Origin of the sequence: Colwellia sp. D2M02 (assembly GCF_018860755.1) — a bacterium.
GTDB classification, from domain to species: domain Bacteria; phylum Pseudomonadota; class Gammaproteobacteria; order Enterobacterales; family Alteromonadaceae; genus Colwellia; species Colwellia asteriadis.
This window is the reverse complement of the sequence record NZ_JAHKPW010000090.1, coordinates 34,191-55,435: the sequence shown is the minus strand read 5'-3', so window position 1 is coordinate 55,435 and position 21,245 is coordinate 34,191. Positions and strand designations below refer to the sequence as shown.

Annotated in this window: 15 protein-coding genes; 11 read left to right on the top strand and 4 right to left on the bottom strand. The window is 38.6% G+C overall.

Features of this window, described 5'->3' with window-relative positions:
- Window positions 1-98 precede the first annotated feature (98 nt).
- From yihA to ubiB, 4 genes are all read left to right on the top strand, one after another.
- Window positions 99-746 (top strand): ribosome biogenesis GTP-binding protein YihA/YsxC, encoded by a 648-nt coding sequence (gene yihA / locus KO495_RS17130; protein ID WP_215981628.1) that lies wholly within the window; start codon window positions 99-101, stop codon window positions 744-746.
- Window positions 747-1,727: 981 nt separating this feature from the next.
- Window positions 1,728-2,543, top strand: a complete 816-nt coding sequence (gene ubiE / locus KO495_RS17125) for a bifunctional demethylmenaquinone methyltransferase/2-methoxy-6-polyprenyl-1,4-benzoquinol methylase UbiE (protein ID WP_215981627.1) — start codon at window positions 1,728-1,730, stop codon at window positions 2,541-2,543.
- Window positions 2,544-2,554: 11 nt separating this feature from the next.
- Entirely contained in the window at window positions 2,555-3,235 is a 681-nt protein-coding gene (locus tag KO495_RS17120; protein WP_252739040.1) for an SCP2 sterol-binding domain-containing protein, read from the top strand.
- 24 nt (window positions 3,236-3,259) lie between these two features.
- On the top strand, window positions 3,260-4,828 hold the full coding sequence (gene ubiB / locus KO495_RS17115; protein ID WP_215981625.1) for a ubiquinone biosynthesis regulatory protein kinase UbiB: 1,569 nt from the start codon (window positions 3,260-3,262) through the stop codon (window positions 4,826-4,828).
- Between the two features lie 663 nt (window positions 4,829-5,491).
- Here ubiB and KO495_RS17110 read toward each other — a convergent pair.
- The 3 genes from KO495_RS17110 to KO495_RS17100 all read right to left on the bottom strand — a co-directional run bounded on the left by KO495_RS17110 (window position 5,492) and on the right by KO495_RS17100 (window position 13,126).
- Window positions 5,492-11,008, bottom strand: coding sequence for a hypothetical protein (locus KO495_RS17110; protein WP_215981624.1), 5,517 nt, complete (start codon window positions 11,006-11,008; stop codon window positions 5,492-5,494).
- Window positions 11,009-11,027: 19 nt separating this feature from the next.
- The gene (locus tag KO495_RS17105) at window positions 11,028-11,564 is read right to left on the bottom strand and encodes a hypothetical protein (protein WP_215981623.1); all 537 of its coding nucleotides are present in this window, start codon (window positions 11,562-11,564) and stop codon (window positions 11,028-11,030) included.
- 677 nt (window positions 11,565-12,241) lie between these two features.
- A complete protein-coding gene (locus KO495_RS17100; RefSeq protein WP_215981622.1) occupies window positions 12,242-13,126 on the bottom strand; it encodes an IS982 family transposase in 885 nt (294 codons plus the stop codon).
- 316 nt (window positions 13,127-13,442) lie between these two features.
- Here KO495_RS17100 and KO495_RS17095 point away from each other — a divergent pair, with 316 nt between their 5' ends.
- A complete protein-coding gene (locus KO495_RS17095; protein WP_215981621.1) occupies window positions 13,443-13,760 on the top strand; it encodes a hypothetical protein in 318 nt (105 codons plus the stop codon).
- Window positions 13,761-14,132: 372 nt separating this feature from the next.
- Here the strand turns inward: KO495_RS17095 and rep are convergent, their stop codons facing one another.
- Window positions 14,133-16,148 (bottom strand): DNA helicase Rep, encoded by a 2,016-nt coding sequence (rep, locus tag KO495_RS17090; protein ID WP_215981620.1) that lies wholly within the window; start codon window positions 16,146-16,148, stop codon window positions 14,133-14,135.
- A 116-nt stretch (window positions 16,149-16,264) separates the two neighbouring features.
- Here rep and KO495_RS17085 point away from each other — a divergent pair, with 116 nt between their 5' ends.
- The 6 genes from KO495_RS17085 to KO495_RS17060 all read left to right on the top strand — a co-directional run bounded on the left by KO495_RS17085 (window position 16,265) and on the right by KO495_RS17060 (window position 21,153).
- Window positions 16,265-16,531: an accessory factor UbiK family protein gene (locus tag KO495_RS17085; RefSeq protein ID WP_215981619.1), complete on the top strand. Its 267-nt coding sequence runs from the start codon at window positions 16,265-16,267 to the stop codon at window positions 16,529-16,531.
- A gap of 68 nt (window positions 16,532-16,599) precedes the next feature.
- Window positions 16,600-18,018 carry a phosphomannomutase CpsG gene (locus KO495_RS17080; RefSeq protein WP_215981618.1) on the top strand — a complete coding sequence of 473 codons (1,419 nt, stop codon included), beginning with the start codon at window positions 16,600-16,602 and terminating at the stop codon, window positions 18,016-18,018.
- Window positions 18,019-18,028: 10 nt separating this feature from the next.
- The gene (locus KO495_RS17075; protein ID WP_215981617.1) at window positions 18,029-19,114 is read left to right on the top strand and encodes a GNAT family N-acetyltransferase; all 1,086 of its coding nucleotides are present in this window, start codon (window positions 18,029-18,031) and stop codon (window positions 19,112-19,114) included.
- Between the two features lie 64 nt (window positions 19,115-19,178).
- On the top strand, window positions 19,179-19,436 hold the full coding sequence (locus KO495_RS17070; RefSeq protein WP_215981616.1) for an acyl carrier protein: 258 nt from the start codon (window positions 19,179-19,181) through the stop codon (window positions 19,434-19,436).
- A 26-nt stretch (window positions 19,437-19,462) separates the two neighbouring features.
- A complete protein-coding gene (locus tag KO495_RS17065; RefSeq protein ID WP_215981615.1) occupies window positions 19,463-20,320 on the top strand; it encodes a hypothetical protein in 858 nt (285 codons plus the stop codon).
- Window positions 20,314-21,153, top strand: a complete 840-nt coding sequence (locus KO495_RS17060; protein ID WP_215981614.1) for a hydrolase 1, exosortase A system-associated — start codon at window positions 20,314-20,316, stop codon at window positions 21,151-21,153. The genes KO495_RS17065 and KO495_RS17060 overlap by 7 nt, the downstream gene beginning before the upstream one ends.
- The last annotated feature ends 92 nt before the right edge of the window (window positions 21,154-21,245 follow it).

Below are 21,245 nucleotides of genomic sequence, written 5' to 3'. Positions count from 1 at the left end.
TGATAAAATCTACGTATTTTAACTTTTTATGTGTTTTTTAATAATAAAAGTACAAGAAAAACGCTATAATGCGGAAAATTTTTTAACGAGTTAAGCTCTTGTCTTCTACAAAGATCCATTTAAGCAAAGCCACTTTTACTTTAAGTGCACCTGATATTCGTCGTTTACCTGAAGATACAGGTATTGAAGTTGCTTTTGCTGGTCGTTCAAATGCCGGTAAATCGAGTGCATTAAATACATTAACTAACCAAAATGGGTTAGCTCGTATCAGTAAAACCCCAGGACGTACGCAACTTATTAACGTTTTTGAAGTTGCCGAGAATAAACGTTTGATTGATTTACCGGGTTACGGTTTTGCTAAAGTGCCGTTAGAAATGAAAAAGAAATGGCAAAAAGCACTAGGCGAATATTTAGAAAAGCGCGATAGCCTTAAAGGGTTAGTGGTATTAATGGATATTCGTCACCCATTAAAAGATTTAGATATGGATCTTATTCAATGGGCAGCCGATAGTGATCTACCTGTACTGGCTTTATTAACTAAGTGTGACAAATTATCTCAAGGTAAGCGAAGCGCAGAAGTCTTAAAGGTGAAAAAAGCCCTAGCAACATTAAATGCTGATATTCGAGTACAAGCCTTCTCATCATTAAAGCGCACCGGTGCCGAGCAAGCAGATGTTGTTATTTGTGATTGGTTAGCACAAGACGACTTTATTCAAGATGAAGCAGACAACCTCGAACTATCATAGGTACTGTCATACTTTCTCGTAGCTATAAAAAAGCCGATGACATAAATGGCATCGGCACATTAGCTTATGGGGAAGCTAGAAAAATTATTACAATAAGTGTTCGCTTAAGAACTAAATAATTATAGAGTGATAACTCTATTGTTGTAAAGCACTTGTTTGTAGTAATTTTGTACCACTTCTCTCCAACTCAAGCTATTTAATTCTAACCTCGATTAAGATATTTCTGTACTACCCTTTGTCGTACTACTACATCTGATTGTTTCTTCTCCAAGGTGGTAAATATTATTTACCCCGACATAAACGCCCGATACCACACCTGATATTGGTAATAAAATAATACCACTAATGGAATAGTAGCTATTTGAGCCTTTAGCGATATCTACCACTTTTAGATATTTTCGGTCGCTAGAAATTTCGCACTGATTGATGTAGCCGCTATCCGTTACTGGTAACACTACACACCCAGATAATGCGAGATAACAACTTAATAAAAGGAGCACAGGTTCTCTCACGATAAACTTCCCTATAATTGCAATGATGTTGGTGCTTGCATTGAGTGTATATGTTGTTGTTAACAATTAATAGGCTGAGATAACAAGGTACTGTTGAAATAAAAGTGCTTGAGAGGAGAGCGTGGTAAATTTTAGGCAAAAAAAACCGGTAGCAATTGCCACCGGTGAGTTAGCTATGAGGAAAGCTAGAATATTCAATTATTACAACAAGCGTCCGTATAAGGGAACGAAGAGAATTATAGAGTACTAGCTCTAATGGTGCAAGCAAATAATGTAATTTTATTTCATATTTGTTGCTTTGTTACAGAATTATTGCAGGTTTCTAATGATTAAAGCGATTTTATGTGTGAATTTATTGTATTAAACGCTATTAATATTGGTATAGATCAAGAAAAAACCAGTTGGGTATTTGGTGATTTAGCATGCATACAGTAAACTATCGCTAATTATCGTTTTAAGTGAAATAATCATGTCAACATTAGATAAAAATACAGAGCAAAATAACTCTGCTATTGATCAACAATCCCCTTCTAATGGTGCTAACGACAGCACTACTCATTTTGGTTATAAAACTATAGAAAAAGAAGACAAAGTTTCTATGGTTGCTGGTGTTTTCCATTCTGTTGCTAAGCAATATGATGTTATGAATGATTTGATGTCATTTGGTATCCACCGTTTATGGAAGCGCTTTACGATTGATGCCAGTGGCGTAAGACCAGGAAATAAAGTACTTGATTTAGCAGGTGGAACTGGCGACTTAACGGCAAAATTCTCACAGTTAGTGGGTCGTAATGGTCAAGTGGTTTTAGCTGATATCAATAGTTCAATGTTAAATGTGGGTCGCGATAAATTACGTGATAAAGGTTTAGTGCAAAATATTGAATATGTGCAAGCCAATGCTGAATACCTACCGTTTGAAGAAAATACCTTTGATATTGTTACTATCGCCTTTGGTTTGCGTAATGTTACCGACAAAGATAAAGCATTACGTTCTATTTATTCAGTGTTAAAACCTGGTGGTCGTTTATTAGTTTTAGAATTTTCTAAACCAGAACATGATGTTGTTAGCAAAGCTTACGATTTTTATTCATTTAACGTATTACCTAAAATGGGTGAATTAGTAGCTAAAGATGGCGATAGTTACCAATATTTAGCTGAGTCTATTCGTATGCACCCGGATCAAGAAACCTTAAAAACAATGATGGATGAGGCTGGGTTTGAGCAAACCAGTTATAAAAACCTAACCGGTGGTGTTGTTGCGTTGCATAAAGGTTATAAATTTTAGTCATGAGCCTTATGTCGCAAATATCACAGCAGCTATTATTACCTCAGGTATTAAGTGCTGTAATTGAATATATTGTTAATAAAGCATTGAGCTTAAGTACAAACAAAGTAGCGCTAAACACATTAAATGAAAGTACGTTAACAGTACACTTAGCTGAATTAAAATTTCCGTTAAGTTTTAGTGTTTGTAGCAACTTACAGGCTAGTCAAAGCGAACATAAGTCAATTATTGTTGGCAGTACGACAGAGCGCAGTGATTGTACTATTTATACGAGTATTCAAACGTTAAAAAAAATTAACGCCGAACAGCAAATCACTCAACTGATTAAAGCGGGTGAATTAGATGTTGAAGGCGATATTAAAATTGCTCAGCAATTTGCGACGATAGCGCAGCAGCTTGATATTGACTGGCAAAGTGAAATAGCGAAACACATTGGTGATGTACCAACACATAAAGCGGTACAGTTTGGTAATAAAATTACCAAAAACATGAAGGCAACGAACAAAAGTGTCGAGAGTGATATTGTTGAATACTTAGTTCATGAAAAAAGACTAATTGTTACTAAAGGGCAGTTAAGTCAATTTAATCAATCTGTTATTGCGACTGCACAGCAGGTAAATACTTTATCTGAACGCATGGAAAAATTAGAAAAAACCTTAGCTTCAGCAAATAACGATGCCCCCGTTAAGTAACCTAATAGGAAGATCAAACCTCTCGTGAGTAGTTTACGCCTTTATCACATAGTGAAAACCTTTTTACACTTTGGTGTAGATGACATGGTGCCTAAGCACTTACTCCCTTGGTATGCTAAATTGGCAAGGGCTTGCATTTTTTGGCTGCGTAACAAGCATAAAGACAAAAGCCCAGAGCAACGCTTTAGACTTGCGATTGAAAGTTTAGGCCCAGTGTTTATTAAATTTGGGCAAATGCTTTCTACGCGTCGTGATTTATTACCACCTGAACTCGCAGATGAACTCGCGTTATTACAAGATCAAGTAAAACCATTTTCGGGTGAGCAAGCTAAGCAGCTAATTATTGATTCTTTAGGTAAAGACGCGTTTGAGCAACATATTCATGATTTTGAGCTGCTACCTTTAGCCTCTGCTTCCATTGCACAAGTACACACAGCGACATTAATTGAAGAGGGCGTACAAGAAAAAATCGTCATTAAAGTACTGCGTCCCAATATTGATAAAACTATTTTAGCTGACATTAAGGTGATGACCTTATTTGCTGGTATTGTCGCGCGTTGGTTACCCGATGGAAAGCGCTTACGCCCGAAAGAAGTGGTTAACGAATACCGAAAAACCATTCTCGATGAGCTTGATTTAAATCGCGAAGCGGCTAATGCCATTCAATTAAAGCGTAACTTTACGCAAGGCAGTGAGTTTGACAAAGCACTGTATGTGCCGAAAATTTACAGTGAATATTCATCAAAAAACGTTTTAGTGATGGAGCGAATTTACGGCATAGGTGTCGGTGAGGTTGATAAGCTAAACGCCCTTGGTGTTAATATGAAACTGCTAGCAGAGCGTGGCGTAGAAACCTTTTTTACCCAAGTTTTTCGCGATAGTTTCTTTCATGCAGATATGCACCCAGGTAATGTTTTTGTCGATGCAACTACGCCAGAAGATCCAACGTGGATTGCCATTGATTGCGGTATTGTTGGTACGTTAAACCGAGAAGATAAACGCTATTTGGCCGAGAATTTTGTCGCCTTTTTTAATCGCGATTATCGTAAAGTTGCGCAGTTACATGTTGATTCGGGCTGGGTGCCACATAATACCAGCGTTGATGAGTTTGAATTTGCTATTCGTACAGTTTGCGAGCCTATTTTTAATAAGCCGTTATCAGAAATTTCTTTTGGGCAGGTATTGGTTAACCTTTTTAATACTGCACGCCGCTTTAATATGGAAGTGCAGCCACAATTGGTATTGTTACAAAAAACCTTACTCTATATTGAAGGCTTAGGTCGTCAGTTATATCCTCAGTTAGATTTATGGCAAACCGCTAAGCCATTTTTAGAAAACTGGGTAAAAGAGCAAATGGGCGTAAAATCAGTATTTGCTAAAGTAAAAGAGAACCTTCCATTCTGGAATGAAAAACTACCTGAAATACCTGATTTAATTTATGATTATTTAAAATCAGGCAAAGAAAACCAACATCAGCAAGCACAATTAATGCGTGAAATGTTAGCGGCGCAAAAGAAGCAAAACCAATATCTGGTTTATAGCGTAATAGCCGCAGCGTTAATTATTGCAGCAGCAGTTGTTTATAGTGCTTAGTCGTAGTTACCTATATTTCAACTTCATATAATGTTTAATTTTGGGGTTGAGCAAACCGTAAAGTTAAGTAGGTCAACAGAGAGTCTAAATAGCTAGTAAGCGAGGAAGGGAGATCATCTTAGTTAAAGCTCCTTTGATACGATAGAGGAAATTAGCTTTGGCTTAGCTAATGAAAGAAAATCCGATAAATAGCCCAAATAAGACTTCTTATACCACCTCATTTTCAAATTTATAAAATTCAATACTAAAATTTAATCGGAAACTTCGAAAGCGGACATTCGAATGTAATGAACTATAGGCGTAAAAAATTAATTTTCTATCTCACTTTGGGGCACAAAGTGAGTTGGCTAATATGTATTAAGCAAACCTCACCACCTAAAATGAAAAGCTAATATGATATTTTTCACAAACGCATGTAAATCCAGTCTGGAAGTTAACTAAAAAATGATAAATAAATTAGGGCTAATTAGTGTGCTTTTTTGAGTGTACTTAAAACTTACAATACCTATTCAATGTGCTGAGCTTATAATTACTATGTTCCCATGATTCATCGACCCATAACAGTCGATACTGTTAGATAAGTTTAAGGTGTAAAAACATAGAAAGCATCACTTAATAATGAATCTATTATATTAAGTGATGCTTTTATTTTGAATAAACTAACTAAGGACAAACACCTGCTTTCGGTGTAGGCGGAACCCCTGTTACACTATTTGGCACTCCATTAGTCACGCCAAGGAGATCATCGGGAACAGTTTCTAGATTACAGTTATCACCTTTGCAAGCTGCTGAAAAGCTAAAGTGCCTGTCTTTCAATATGACCACATTGTATTTATGAGCAAGTGGGTCGAGTCGTCCCAAATGACCAATATCTGTCCCTGAATTCGTATTTGCTTCGGTAAAACCTGTCGCTTTGCCAGTAAACCAATCATGATTTACTTCTTCCGCAGTAGCGCAGCGACGGGTTACATAGCGTGAACCATCTTGGAGGTTTTCAATATCATTAATACAATATTGTAAATCGGAATTGACCGTACCCGAGGCATGATTTCCGAAAGAAACATCACAAACTGTTAAAACATGTGAGCGCTCACAAATGAATTTAGGTCCACGGCAAATTTGACAGCTGACTGGTTTAATAGGATTTAGGGAAGGTGTGCTACTATATGTTACATCGCCAGTAGCGGTATCACCATTTGCATCTGTAACGGTGAGCGATATTTTCCCTGAAATAGCGGTACAAGTGCTAGGTACCGCAGGAAAAGCGACGGTTGGATTGTCTGTAGTACCACCGGTAATTACTAAACCATTGGCATCGGCACCTAGCCCCCAATTATAATGGTAAGGTGGTAAACCTCCTGAGATGGTTGGGACATGCAGTGAATGATTGCCTGCAATACCTGCCACTGTTAGCCCTGTATTCGCACTAAGATCAACAGTTTTAGGCATCGGCGGAGTAGCAGGTTTAATGTCAATAACAAATGACTTGCTGCCTGATTGGTAATGGTTTGCAGAATCACCTGCTGTCATCGTCGCTGTGTAAGTACCTTTTGAAGCGCCAATTGGGTTGATTTCCAAAGTTGCCGTATTCAATCCAGAAAACACCATGTCCAATGTTGCGGGGGGAGTAGGATTAGGAGTAATCGTCCATGTTGTTGTGGCTGGCGTGACGTCACTACCACTTACGCTATCTGCAAAGGTTGTGTCAATAAAGGTCGGCGGCTCCGAATCATCTGCAATTAGGTTAATACGGTGGGCGCTGTTCGTATTTACTACGATGGTTGGTTCGAAAATAGTCACATTAATTGTGTCAGTTCCCGGTATTCCACCACCTGTTACATCAACTTCAAAGGTCAGTGTTGTGTCCGCAGTTACATCAGGCGCGACGAAACTTGCGCCATTGGTATTGCCATTAATCAGCGTTACCGTAGGAGTGCCTACTGTTTGTGACCATGCGTAGTTAGCCGCATTGCTTGATACAGCGTGTAGCTGGACCGTTGCGCCCGATCTAACGCGAATATCGCCACCTGCACTTACCGTTAAGGGATTAGCAATAATAGTAACCGTAACAGGTACATGTACTACATTGCCTGCGCCTGTTGCGGTAAAGTCAAAGGTCAGGGTTGTATCTGCGTTAACTGCAGGTGCAACAAAACTCGCATTTAAATATTTTACATCGCCTATTACAGAAGCGTTAGTAATAGTACCTACAGATAGTCCCGCTGAACTCTGAGTCCATGCTAAATTTTCGACAGTACCAGCGCCTGTAACACTACCCGCTAGATTAACCGTTGCTCCCGCATGCACTGAAACATTGTTTGAATGCGCCGCAATATCAGGAACTCCCTGAACAACAACATTTACAGACGCACTTTTAACTTGTCCATTGCTGGTTCCTGTCACGGTAAAGCTAAATGTTTCTTTCACGCCTTCCGCTTGTGAAGGTGCAATAAAGGTTGGGTTAGCCAGTGTTGCATCAGACAATGAAACGTTTTGACCTGCGGTTTGTATCCATTGCCATGTTGCTCCTGCACCATTTACTCCCTGAGCGCGTAATTGAACGGTACTGCCTTCTGTTACCGAGAAGTCAACGCCTGCATTAACACTAAACGGCGGTTGTTCTACGGTCATTATTATACTACCAGAAGCGGTATTATTAAGACTGTCAGTGACCGTTACGCCAAATTGTAAATCAACACTGTGGGTAACATTAGGTGCTGTAAAACTCGGGTTATTGGTGCTAGTAGCGCTAAGGCTAGGAGGGGTAGAGTCTGTCCATGCATAACTAAAAGGACCTTTACCGCTAGTAACATTGGCATGTAAATGGCCGGTGTTCCCAGAAGGGATATTTGCCCCCGCCCCTAAGTCGACTCGCATTTTTAAATCACTAATGTTAATAGTAACTGTCGCTTTAGCGGTTGCAGAGTTAGCACTGTCAGTTGCAATAACTTCTAAAACCAAGATTCTATCTTGGTCAACTGCCGGAATATCAAGACTGGTATGAGCTAGCGCGGGGTTGGCAATATCTCCTGTTACCACACCGGAACCGCCATCACTCACAACGCTCCAAGCATAAGTCGCCGTGCCATTTACATCTGTTGTTGATGCAAGTAAATCAACTGTATTTCCTTCAGATACCGCACGTATAGGAGCTCCTGCAGTGAGTTTGATAGCTGTTTGCACTTGATAGCTTACCGTGTCCGTAATAGGGGTATTGTCATTATCTGTTACGGTGACTTCAAGTACTATCGTGCCACTGGTTGTGGGCGCCGTAAAACTTGGCGTTGCCGTATTTGCATCGGTAATTATAATGGTTGTGCCACTGGTTTGAGCCCATGCATAAGTCGGCGTGCCATTAGAGTTTGTTACAGTCGCTCTTGGGGTTACCACTGCGTTAGCAACAACTGTTTCATCATTAGACGCGACAACAGTCAATGGTAATTTCGGTGGTATGTTTAATGGGTCAATATCAAAAGTTACTTGCGCTGTTTTGACGTCAGTGCCATCACCCACTTCAACTTCTAATACTAAATTTTGATGACCACCGGTGATGGTTGGCACTGTAAAGTAAGGATTGCCTGTTGTATCACCAATGATACCCCCAACAATATTTGGCCCACTTATTTGTGTCCACTTGTAAGTGATGGTGCCTGCTGCATTCATGACCGAAACAGTAGGGTTCGCTAGACGACCACCAATCACACTTTCATGCCCCGCCATGCTTAATGTTAATGTGGGTTTACTAGGTGAATTATATGGGACAACTTGATATTGAGAGTGAACCGTTTTACTAATGCTTTTACCATTAACGCTATAAGAGATAACAGCTTGCAACTCAACAGGTGTTGTACTGGTAACACTAGGTGCACTCACAACGGGCTGTGCAGTATTGGCACCTGCAATGACTAAATCTGCAGGTGCGGGGTTAGGTTTCACTACTGTCCATACATACGTAAAAGTACCACCAGATGCAGCATTTTCGTGTACATCAACACTGGGTTTAAAGGTCTTGCCTGACTCAATTTGATTGTTCTGATGTGTACTTTGATTAGGACCTGTGGCTAGGTTACTGCCGCTTTGGTTCTGATGCGAATTTACCGTAAATAAAGGTTTAGCTGTGTATCTTACACTTCGCGTGATTTGATTAACGCCGTCGCTCACTGCTAAATTCACAACAATTGTGGTGTCTTTGCTGACTGTTGGTACAACAAAGCTTGGTGCTGCGGTAGTTTCATCAACCAAGGTAACTACAGAACTCGTCCAACGAATGGAATAATTGCCTGTGCCTCCACTAATGTGTGCTTGCGGTAGTACGGTGTCGCCTTCAGCAACGTCCGTGCTTGCAGGGTGTAATATAGAAACAGCTAACTTAGGGGCTGCTTTTACAGTGACTACATGCGTAGAAGTAACACTTTGATTATTCGAATCTGTTACTGTAACAACCCAAGTAATGTCTGTATCGGTTGTGACTATTGGCGGTGTTACAGATGGATTTTCAGCACTTGTGCTGCTAATTATAGCTTGTGGACCAGTTGTTTGTGCCCATGAATAGCTAAAAGGCGCTGTTCCTCCATTAACCCTACCTTTTAATTCAATTTGTCCATGTCCACTAAATACCGAATGCAGCGCACCTTGTTGTGGGGTAAACGGCTTGCCTAATACGTTAACTACTTGCGTTTGCGAAATGCTTTTTCCACTGCCAGATTCCGTAGCCGTTACACTAAAAGTTAATTTCCCCGCGACAGAAGGCGCGACAAAAGTTGCGGTAGGTTGAGATATATCTGGATGAGCTATAGCAACTGGAGTACCTGTCACCTGTTGCCAAGCATAAGTAAATGAGCCGCCACCGCCAGTTTGGCTAACCTGTGTCGTTAAGTGAACTCTATCACCAGAAGTAGCTTGTTTTACTGTATGAGCTGTTTGTTGTTGACTGTTAACTTGTGATTGCCCTGTATTAGGCTGATTAGTAAATGCAATATCGGGAGGAGTTACTGTAACAAACCACAATGTATCGAAAAGTTCACCCGCATCGTTAGTGGTTTGAGCACTAAAGGCAAGCTCTGTATCTTGGTTAACATCTGGTGCAGTAAATGATATTTCGCCATTATTGGCAGTAAACCCAACGTCAGGCCCTTCATCTTGTGACCAAACAAAAGTCGCATCTGCTTTTACTGCACTGGTTTGTGTATAAAGTGCATTTAAAATCACCTCATCAGACGACTTTACCTTAGTTGGACCACTAATAGTCAACGCACCTATTTCAACAGGTTGCACTGAGCTAAGCACAGCAATAGACACTTTTTCGCTCACTGTCGCGCCTTTGTAGCTCGCTGTGATTAGCACAATTGATTCATCAATACCTGCAACAGCAACAAAATGAGCGGTATTATCCTTACTTGCTAAACCAATCGATTGTGCAGATTTATCTTCCCACAAATAAGTAACACCATTATTAACATCAACTCCATCAGCATTGACCATAGCACTAATATTGACATTGTCGCCCACATTAACCGTAAGCGGTGCAGTAACAGTTAAACTCAAATTAGGGGGCGGGTTAATAGTAATATTCGTTGTTTTACTCACAGTGACGCCATCAAAAGAAGCGGTTACTAATATGACGGCTTCATCGATACCAGAGATGGCGACAAAATTAGCAGTATCGCTACTGCTTGTTAAACCAACTTGTTGGGTAGACTTATCTTCCCACGCATAAGTAACACCACTATTAACATCTACTCCATCAATACTTAATACCGCACTAAGATCAACGCTAGTGCCTACATCAACAGCTGAAGGGGCCGTGATAGTTAACTTAGGTGGTTGATTAATGACTATGTTAATCGTTTCATTGACAGATGAGCCATCAATAGAGGCTGTTACCAATATAATCGCCTCATCAATACCGGCTAAAGCAACAAAACTCGCGGTATCGTTATTACTCGTTAAACCAAGTTGTTGTGCAGATTTATCCTCCCACACATAAGTAACGCCACTATTAACATTTGCTCCATTAGCACTAAGTATCGCACTTAGGTTGACTGTTTCACCCACATCAGTGATAGAAGGTGCAGTAACCATTAAACTTAAATTAGGAGAGGTATCTGAAGGAACACTTGCTTTCTCGCAAGCGGTTAACCCCAAAAGTAACAATAAACTTACAAAACGAAGTAACATCATAAAAAAGTCCAAAAATTAATTAAAAGTGTAAGCCAAATAAAAGGCTTAAGTTTGGTAAGTGAACCGTGTCATCGCCATCTTCAATGGCGAAGTAAGATAATTTAACACCAATGTAGGGTTGAATGGCTGAATGTGGCATAAAGTAAATTTGATTGCCTACCTGAAAACCTGTTGCGCCATCACGCCAAGCTTGACCTTTAATTTCACCCTCAGCCCAAATATATGAAACACCAGCATAAACTGAAGATTCCAATGTGGAAGATTGATGCCATTGGTAATGATAATTTAGCTGTAGTGATTCAAAGTTAAGCTTAGTGGTTTCTTGGCAGGCTTTATCACCACAATGCGCAAGCACATCCGCGCTATATTCACCGGTTTTGCTCCAGCCTAATGCAAGGAACGCATTTTTTGGCAATACTTGGTGATGTAATTGAATTGAAACATCAAACCCTAGTTGCGTATAGGAGTCAGTGGTAAATACGTCACTGGTATTTAACTGATAGTAGTCTTCTGCATCCATGTAATTAGCATGAATACCTGCTTCAAATTGAAACAAGGGCTTATTTGCGACTGTATTTGTTTCTGATGCAAAAATGCTAGTTGAAAAAAACAAGAGGAGGATAAATAGACGATTTTTTATTATTGTTAGATTGTTAAATAGTTTCAACATTTTTATCCTTAAAGTGTCATAATTTACTTGTTAATTATCTACTTAAATTAGAGTAGATAATGACTGTTGTAATTGCAAACTTATCCTGAAATCCCTTAATAAAATTGGAAAAATTATAGTTTGATATAAGGAAAGTCTTAAAGGTATTAAATGACCGAATAAAACCAACCTATATTAATCGGTCAACCTTCAACGGCAATGTTCGAGTATCTCTGACTATTGTTATTATTGTCCCGAATCTTTAAGGATAATGACCTGCGATGGAAATAATGATGTTAGCCTAATCGTCGGCTTTTTTAATATCAGTTTAGAGGGTTTGTTAATGAAAGGTTCAAATGGCGATAGTGTTGGTGCGGCATCTAGTTGAGTTCCAGTTAATCATACTCCTTTTAACTTCACTTTTTTTGACAATAAAGTTACAGCATATTAGGTGCCAGACGATGTTCTTATTGATACATTTTACTTAGGTGTGATAAAAATTAACTTATTAGAAAAAGATAAATAATAATAGTCATTTAGCGTTAACTGTCGTTTATATTAAAGCTAATTAACCTCAGATCGGCTTAAGCGGCAATCATGGCATTCCTCTCAACGTCAGATATATTAAGGCGTGGCTTATTTTCTTTAAGGCAATAAGCCACAAGTCCTGCTAACATATTCAACATAAAACCGTTTGGGCTACGGTGGCGTGAGTGCTCTATTTGAGAAATATTCTTTAATTGGTCATTTATCGTTTCAATAATAAACCTCCTTGAGAGCATAGCTCTATCCCATAATGACATAGCTTTGGCTTTCATATTTCGTCTTACTGTGGTGATCAAATCCACACCATCATCTTTTAATTTCTCTGACAATTTTTTGCTGATATAACCCTTATCCGCATATAGCTTACCCGATAGTTTTTTGGTGATATCAGGTACAGGCTTTGTATCATGTACATTACCGGTGGTGAGTTTTGCATCCACTATTTCACCCCGATAATTAGTGACTAGGTGAAGCTTAAATCCATAAAACCATCCCATTGTTCCTTTACCCCGTTGAGTAATCCCACCAAATGTTTTGTGTCTAGGAATACGTAAGTTATGGCAGACCTTAATACTCGTTGAGTCAATAAATTCAATCCCTGTAGCCTCACCTTTGAGTGTTGAGAAATAACTAGATAAAGGAATGATTGCTTTAGGAATAACCTCTAAGAATCGTGTGTAGCTTAATAAATGAGGGAAGTGACTTTTATAAAACTTTGCAATGTAACCCTTATAATAGTTTTTAAAGTCCCGGTGATGAGACATGTGAAAGGCAATGAGGATCGTGATGATTTCACTCATTGTCATTCGACTTGAACGTCTGCGCTTTTGACTTCCATCTTCAATGAGTTGCTTTTCTAATTCGGGGATAAATACTCGGCAAAAATCATCGACATCACAGAATATTTCAACTAGTTTATTCATGCCTGTTCCTTTTTATCTTTCTGTTTTTTCTTAGTCGAAAGATCGGATCGTGGAACAGGCATTTAGTTCAATTTAATAATTCTTATCCCGATCTGAGGTTAATTATTAAGTTTTGATCTATTTTAAATCACAAGCCAAGATAGATAGTAATAAATTATTAATTCCAAATATTTAAAATAACAACATAATTAGTAAGGCAGATAACAATAATAAAGTGAAATACATTTTTGTCTGGTCATTTTTAATTAAAAGCTAGCGCCAATTAAAAATAAATTTACTCTACTATTTTATAAAAATATAAGTTATAGGTTCATGAATGAAAGTATTCTTTAAGCTTTTAGTTATGACGGCTTTAATATTAAGTACTACTTCTCTGTCAAATTGTTTTGCACAACAATCTAAAGAAGAAGTAGTACTAAACAATATAGAATCTGTTGATCACTTTTCAGTATCTCAGTTAGAAAATATGGCAATAGAGCTAAAATATTATGATGAAGTACTGACTTCATCAGTTCTGAGTTATGCATTTTCATCAGATATAAAGTGGCTCGATAGATATAAAGAATATGAGTCTAAACTTAATGGATTGTTAGAAAAGTTATTATTAAATCAACAGAATGAAGACCCCCTTTAATTGCAAAGCTAAACGAAATAAACAATGTACTGATTAAATTAGAAATGAGGGCTATAGCCGCCATTCAATCAAACGATAGATAAAAAGCCATGGCTATTATAAACAGCCAAGAATACCATCAAAATAAAATGGATTTTATGGCGTAAATAATGAGTTACTTAGCTCAGCTTAAAAATCGCATTCAAGATAAATCAATAATTAAATTTGTTGTAGTTGCTTAGACCTGTTCTGCCGTCAGTGACTCAAAAGTTAATGTCAGCTATTGGCTAATTTAAGACATAAGACAATGTCTTAAATTACGAGAATCAGCCTAAGCCAACTTAGTACTATGAGGTAGTCGTCCACCTCATTTCGGCTATTGACAACATTGTGCTATTTTTTAAACAGAGACCGTAAGTTAGCCACACCTTGTTTATTTGATTGTTCAACATGCGCTTCGGTTTTCTTCTTAACTTGACCTAATTCCCAGTTTAAATCATCTTGCGGTAGTTCATGTAAAAAGCGGCTGGCTTCGGTTCTAGCTACTTCACCAAATTGACGGCGCTCTCTCGCATAAGTGAATATTAACTCACGTTGAGCGCGAGTAATACCAACGTAAGCGAGGCGACGCTCTTCTTCAACCGAGCCCTCATCAATACTTGTTTGATGGGGTAATAAACCTTCTTCCATGCCAATAAGGAATACATACGGAAACTCTAAACCTTTAGAAGCATGCAGTGTCATTAATTGTACTTGATCACTGCTGTCTTCTTCTTCATTGCGCTCCATCATATCGCGTAAGGTTAAGCGAGTGACAATTTCAGGCAAGGTCATCGGCTCGTCATCTTCATTGCCTTCTAGCATTTGTGTGACCCAGCTGAATAGCTCAGTGATGTTTTTCATGCGCATTTCTGCAGCTTTAGCGCTTGGTGAGGTGTCGTATAAAAAGTCTTCGTAATTTATTTCACGAATCATTGACCGTAAAACGGCAGCGGTATCGCCACGCATTGCGTTATCACCGGTTTCTACTAGCCATTGAGTAAAAGCCTGTAGTTTCATTAGTCCACGACCTGAAAGCGTTTGTTCTAAGCCAAGTTCAAAACTTGCGGCAAACATACTAATTTGACGCATATTGGCATAAGTACCGAGTTTTTCTAATGTTGCCGGACCTAATTCGCGTTTAGGGACATTAACAATACGTAAAAAGGCATTATCATCGTCAGGGTTTACCAATACGCGTAAATACGCCATTACATCTTTTACCTCTGAACGAGAGAAAAATGATGTGCCACCACTGATTTTGTAAGGAATTCTGTTTTGCATCAGTGCTTTTTCAAGTAAGCGAGATTGGTGGTTACCACGATATAATACTGCGTAATCTTTATATTGACTGCGGTTCATAAAGCGGTGACCAATCAACTCACCAATAACACGCTCTATTTCGTTTTCTTCATTTTTGGCCTGCACCACTCTTAGCTCAACACCGTAAGCAAGCTCACTAAATAAAGCTTTATCATAAACGTGCGGGTTATTAGCAATGAGCACGTTAGCGCATTTTAAAATACGACCACTTGAGCGGTAGTTTTGTTCTAATTTGATCAGCTTTAAATTAGGAAAATCTTTACCCAGTAAAACTAAATTTTCTGGTTTTGCACCACGCCACGAATAGATTGACTGATCGTCGTCGCCTACTACGGTTAAACGCGCACGTTCACCAGCAATATGGCGAACTAATTCATATTGACTAGCGTTAGTATCTTGGTATTCGTCTACTAATAAGTATTGAATTTTTTGCTGCCAACGCGCTCTAACCTCAGGGTAGTTTTTGAGTAATAACGTGGGAATAAGAATTAAGTCATCAAAGTCGAGTGCGTTATAGGCAATCATATGTTTGTAGTAGCGTTGATAAAATTCAGCATTTTCAACCTCATCAGCACCGTTAGCTCTTTTTATGGCAGCATCGGGCAATAGTAAGTCGTTTTTCCAGTTGGAAATCATACTTTGCAATTTACTGAGTAGGTCTTTATCGCCATCAAGTTCATCAATGGTTAATTCTTTTAATAAGGCGAGGGTATCTTGGTCATCAAATAAGGTAAAACCGGGTTTGTAACCTAACGTTTTTATTTCACGGCGTACAATATCAAGGCCTAATGAGTGAAAGGTTGATACCGTTAAACCACGTGTTAATTCACGGCCGAGCATTTTTTGAATACGCTCTTTCATTTCTCGAGCGGCTTTATTGGTAAAAGTTACCGCAGCAATATTTCGTGCTTTATAACCACATTTTTGAATTAAATACGCTATTTTCTGACAAATAACCCCAGTTTTACCTGAGCCAGCGCCTGCCAGCACTAAGCAAGGTCCGCTGATATATTTAACTGCTTCATTTTGTCCGGGGTTAAGTTTCATAGCTACTCAATAGAAAAATTGTCTCGGGTTAATTTTACCTGTTTTTCCTTGGCGGCAAAACAGTTACAATGCAGCTAAGAGCAAAAAGTTCACAAAGTACTCATGTAGGAAAAATAATGATCAACGCTAAAAAAATTGAAGAAATTGCAAAACAAGTTTCAGAGTCTATTCCTCCAGGCTTAAAAAGCATGGCGAATGAGTTTGAAGATAAAGCTAAAACAGTATTGCAAAGTAAATTAGCACAATTAGATGTTGTTACCCGTGAAGAGTTTGATGTACAAACACAAGTGCTTATTAAAACACGTGCTAAGTTAAGTGAACTTGAAGCTAAATTTGCTGAGTTGGAAGCTAAGGTTACTGAAAATAATCATTCAGTAGATTAATATCACCGCAACCATCTTTTAATCACACCACTAAATTTCAATAACATAACTAAGGACGAGTTTGCTTAATGACCTCATTAACTAATGCCGCTGCTAATAATACCCCGAGTAAAATCACTTGTTTTAAAGCGTACGATATTCGTGGCAAATTAGGCACAGAATTAAACGTTGATGTTGCTTATCGCGTCGGCCGTGCTTTTGCTCAGCACACTAAAGCAAAAAAAGTGGTTGTTGGTGGCGATATTCGCTTAACCAGTAATGAGTTAAAACAAGCGCTAGCGCAAGGTTTAATGGCGGGTGGTAGTGATGTTATTGACTTAGGTTTAGCGGGCACTGAACATATTTATTTTGCGACTAGTCATTTACAGTGCGATGGCGGCATAGTGGTTACTGCAAGCCATAACCCTATTGACTACAACGGTATGAAGTTGGTCAGGGAGAACTCAAAACCTATTAGTGGTGATACGGGATTATTTGATATTCAAGCCTTAGCTGAAAGTAATGTTTTTGAGGAAGTTACCGCTACTGGAAAATTAAGTACTCATGATATTAGCGCTGCCTATACTGAGCACCTACTTAGTTATATTGATACAAAAAATATTACGCCCTTAAAGTTAGTTGTTAACGCGGGCAATGGCGCAGCAGGTCCTGCACTTGATGCAATTGAAGCGGCTTTTAACTTATTAAACCTGCCAGTGGAATTTATTAAAGTTAACCATGAACCTGATGGTAATTTCCCTAATGGTATTCCTAATCCGTTATTGGTTGAAAACCGTAGTGCGACAGCTGATGCCGTTATAAAACACGGCGCTGATATGGGTATAGCGTGGGATGGTGACTTTGATCGCTGTTTCTTATTTGATGAACAGGGCGAATTTATTGAAGGCTATTATATAGTTGGTTTGTTGGCAGAAAACTTTTTAGCGAAAAAATCAGCGACCAGCGTCAGCAAAGATAAAATTATTCACGACCCAAGATTAACGTGGAATACCATTGATATTGTTGAACAATCGGGCGGCCAAGCCATTCAAAGTAAAACCGGTCATGCTTTTATTAAAGAGCGTATGCGCAGTGAAGATGCTGTATATGGCGGTGAAATGAGTGCGCATCATTATTTTAGAGATTTTTTCTATTGTGATAGCGGTATGATCCCGTGGTTACTGATTGCAGAGTTAGTGTGTTTACGTAAACAACCCTTATCTTCTTTAGTGAAAGCTCGTATTGCTGCTTATCCATCATCAGGTGAAATTAATAATAAAATAGCAGATCCCAAAGCGGCTATTGCACGTGTTTTTAATCATTACCAACAGCAAGCGCAGGTGATTGATGAAACTGACGGTATTAGCATGGAATTTGGTGACTGGCGCTTTAATTTACGTAGTAGTAATACCGAGCCAGTCGTGAGGTTAAATGTAGAAAGTAAAGGTGATGAAGCGCTAATGCAAGCCAAAACAGAGCAAGTACTCGCTCTATTACTTGCTGAGTAAATTAGGCTAAATGACTAACATGGAAGCTAGTTGTCATATATCGTATCAAACATTGACCTTCGATGACTTTGTCAGTCGTTATCAAGAGCAGCTTCCTACTGTTAAATTATTTGAATTAACACTGCCATGGTTAATGGCAACGCGTGATTTTATGATGGCCACTAATGATAAATTAGTGGTGCATTGCCTTTACTCAAATGATGAAACAGCGCCTCAGTTATTGATCGCTTGGCCGTTAATTCATCGCGGTAAGCATAATAAGTTACAGCTACATTCACTCAGTAGTTTTTATTCTGCAATGGCTGAGCCTTATTATACAAGTGACGACGGTAAGGCTCATCTACCTAGTTTATTAAAATATATAGATAAAAATACTACTTGGCACAGTATGAATCTTGGTGGTTTTGCTGAAAATGCTAATGTACCTTGTGCGCTAACTAAGTACTTTAAAGCTTGTAAGCTATTTAATGAAACGGCTAATTTCTATCAAGATAACTTGGTTGATTTTAATAGTTATTATCAACAATTACCTAGCCAATTGCGTAATACCGTTAAACGACGTAGTAAAAAACTAGCGGCTGCACACCCATATAATATCCGCATTATTAATACTCTCGATGATTTTATTACTGCCTTTGAGGGCTATAAAAGTATTTATCAGCAAAGCTGGAAAGGTGAAGAGTTCAGCTTTGCGTTTATTGAGCAAGTTTGTCGTGCGGCCATAGCAGAAAATAAATTGCGCTTTGGTATGTTATACGTTGATAACAAACCTGCTGCGGCGCAGTTATGGTTTTTACAATCAGGCACAGCATCAATTTTCAAGTTGGCTTATGACCAGCAATATAAAAATTTTTCAGTGGGCTCTATTTTATCAATGGCACTGTCAGAGCACGTACTTGAGTATGATAAAGTCACCTGTATTGAGTTTGGTATGGGCAGTGAGCCTTATAAAAAAGATTGGTTAGCAAAACAGCGGCAGCGTGTTAGTTATCAAATTTTTAATCAACAACGCTTTTTAGGAAAAATAGCCTCGTTTCGTTATATTACCTTACCGTATTATAAAAATTTATGGTTTAGTAAAAACAACGAGCAATAGCGCATTTATTTTAATTTTTACGTTAATTTTTATAGTTATTGTCAATGGAGTAAGCAGGAAAAACATGAATCTATCACAAATATCACAACAGCTTATTACGCTGCTCAGCGGCATAATTCCAAGCTATGAAAAGAGCTTTTGGCATGAGCAGACTGAACTATTTGGAGCCATCGCCGAATTTGACTCTATGGTGATAGTAACCTTAATTGGAGAAATAGAAGAGCAATTTGATGTGGTATTAGATGATGATGATATTAGCGCTGAAAATTTTGAATCAGTCGCCAGCTTGAGCCAATTGATTTATGACAATATTGATGGTTAATTATCACGACTTTTCGTGGGCTTGATATGATGATTAATATGACAGCTAAATTCTATTCAGGTAATGCTGGACCGCTATTTCAATTGAAACGCAGCCCTGAAAATATTTGTGCATACATTATTTATGTTACGCCATTATTTGAGCAAGCTAATCAGACTCGTCATATGCAGACAAGATTAGCGTTGAACGCCTATCAATTAGGTGTTGAAAGTCTTATTTACGATCACTACGGCTGTGGTGATAGTGGCGGTGAATTATCGCAAGCCAGCCTTTCTCTTTGGCAGCAAGACCTTATTGCGCAAATTAACGCGATTAAAGCAAAAATGGCGCAAGATGTACCTTTCAATGCTAACCCCAGTTCTAAACCTAAACCTATTTACCTTTCTTGTTTGCTATCCTCAGCGTTAGTTTTGAATAGCGATATAATCGCGTTGATTGATGGCTTGTTATTAGCGCAACCTGAATTTAATGGTAAACGCTTTGTTCAACAATTCAAACGCTTAGCATTAGCGAGTAATTTAACCAAAACCAATAATATTGAGCAAAACTCAACCGAGATTGAAATTGCGGGTTACGTGATGCAACCATCATTACTCGACGAGTTAAGCCAGCAAACTTTAACGCAATATGAAAGTATTGATAAACACTGCCATTGGCTAGAATGGAGTGATAGCGATCAATTACCTATGGCGCGAGCTAAACAGCAGCAGCTATTTTCAACTAAAAGCTCAGATAGCTCATTAACTGTTTCAGCTATTAACGATGTAAAGTTTTGGCAAAGCACAGAGTTGACCTTATCAGAAAAAATGCTCTCCTTTGAAGAGCAAACCTTGCGTAATTTACTCAAAGAAGCCGGTTCAACTGAGCAGGGGGGATCATGTTAGAAACGCCTCTGATTTTTACCTGCAAAGAAAAGCAACTTGTCGCTATTGAGCACAGCCCAGATAAACTTAATCAAAAAAGTACCCAAGGTGTACTTATTGTTGTTGGTGGGCCGCAAACTCGAGTAGGTAGTCATCGTTTATTTGTACAACTGGCTCGTGCTTTAGCTGAACAAGGTTATTATGCTTTACGATTCGATTATAGCGGCGCAGGGGATAGTGAAGGTGCTATTAGTCAATTTACCGATATTCAAGATGATATTGCTGCCGCGCTTGCTTTATTTCGTCAACAACAACCGCAGTTAACAGAAATATATTTATGGGGTTTATGTGATGCCGCTTCGGCGATTTTATTGCATTTAGCCGAAAATAAACAAAATACCGTTAGTGGTTTAGTACTGGTAAATCCTTGGGTGAGGCAAGCATCGACCCAAGCCAAGACATATTTGAAATCGTATTATGTTAAGCGTTTGCTAAGTAAAAGTTTCTGGGGAAAGTTAATACGTGGGAATGTAAAGCCGACTAAAGCCTTGAGTGATATTTGTACTTTTCAACAGCAGAGCAAAACGAGTCCAGTCGCAGGAAGTTTTGTTGATAATATGTATATAGGCTTACGTCATTTTGCTGGAAACGTAACCGTTTTATTGAGTGAATGTGATTTAACCGCAGAAGAATTTAAGCTGTTAATGGTTGAAAATACTTCATGGCGAACAATTAGTACACAAGAAAATATTAAAATCCATACAATAGCTCAAGCGAACCATACATTTTCAGAGGTAAAATGTAAGGATCGACTAATCACGGAAACCTTGAATGCTATTAAATCGTTAAAATAGTTAAAAATACATTAAATAAATTACATCATTGCAAAATTGTTTTACAATTGAGCATATATATAGCATTAACTACAATTCGACACCTTTAAGGA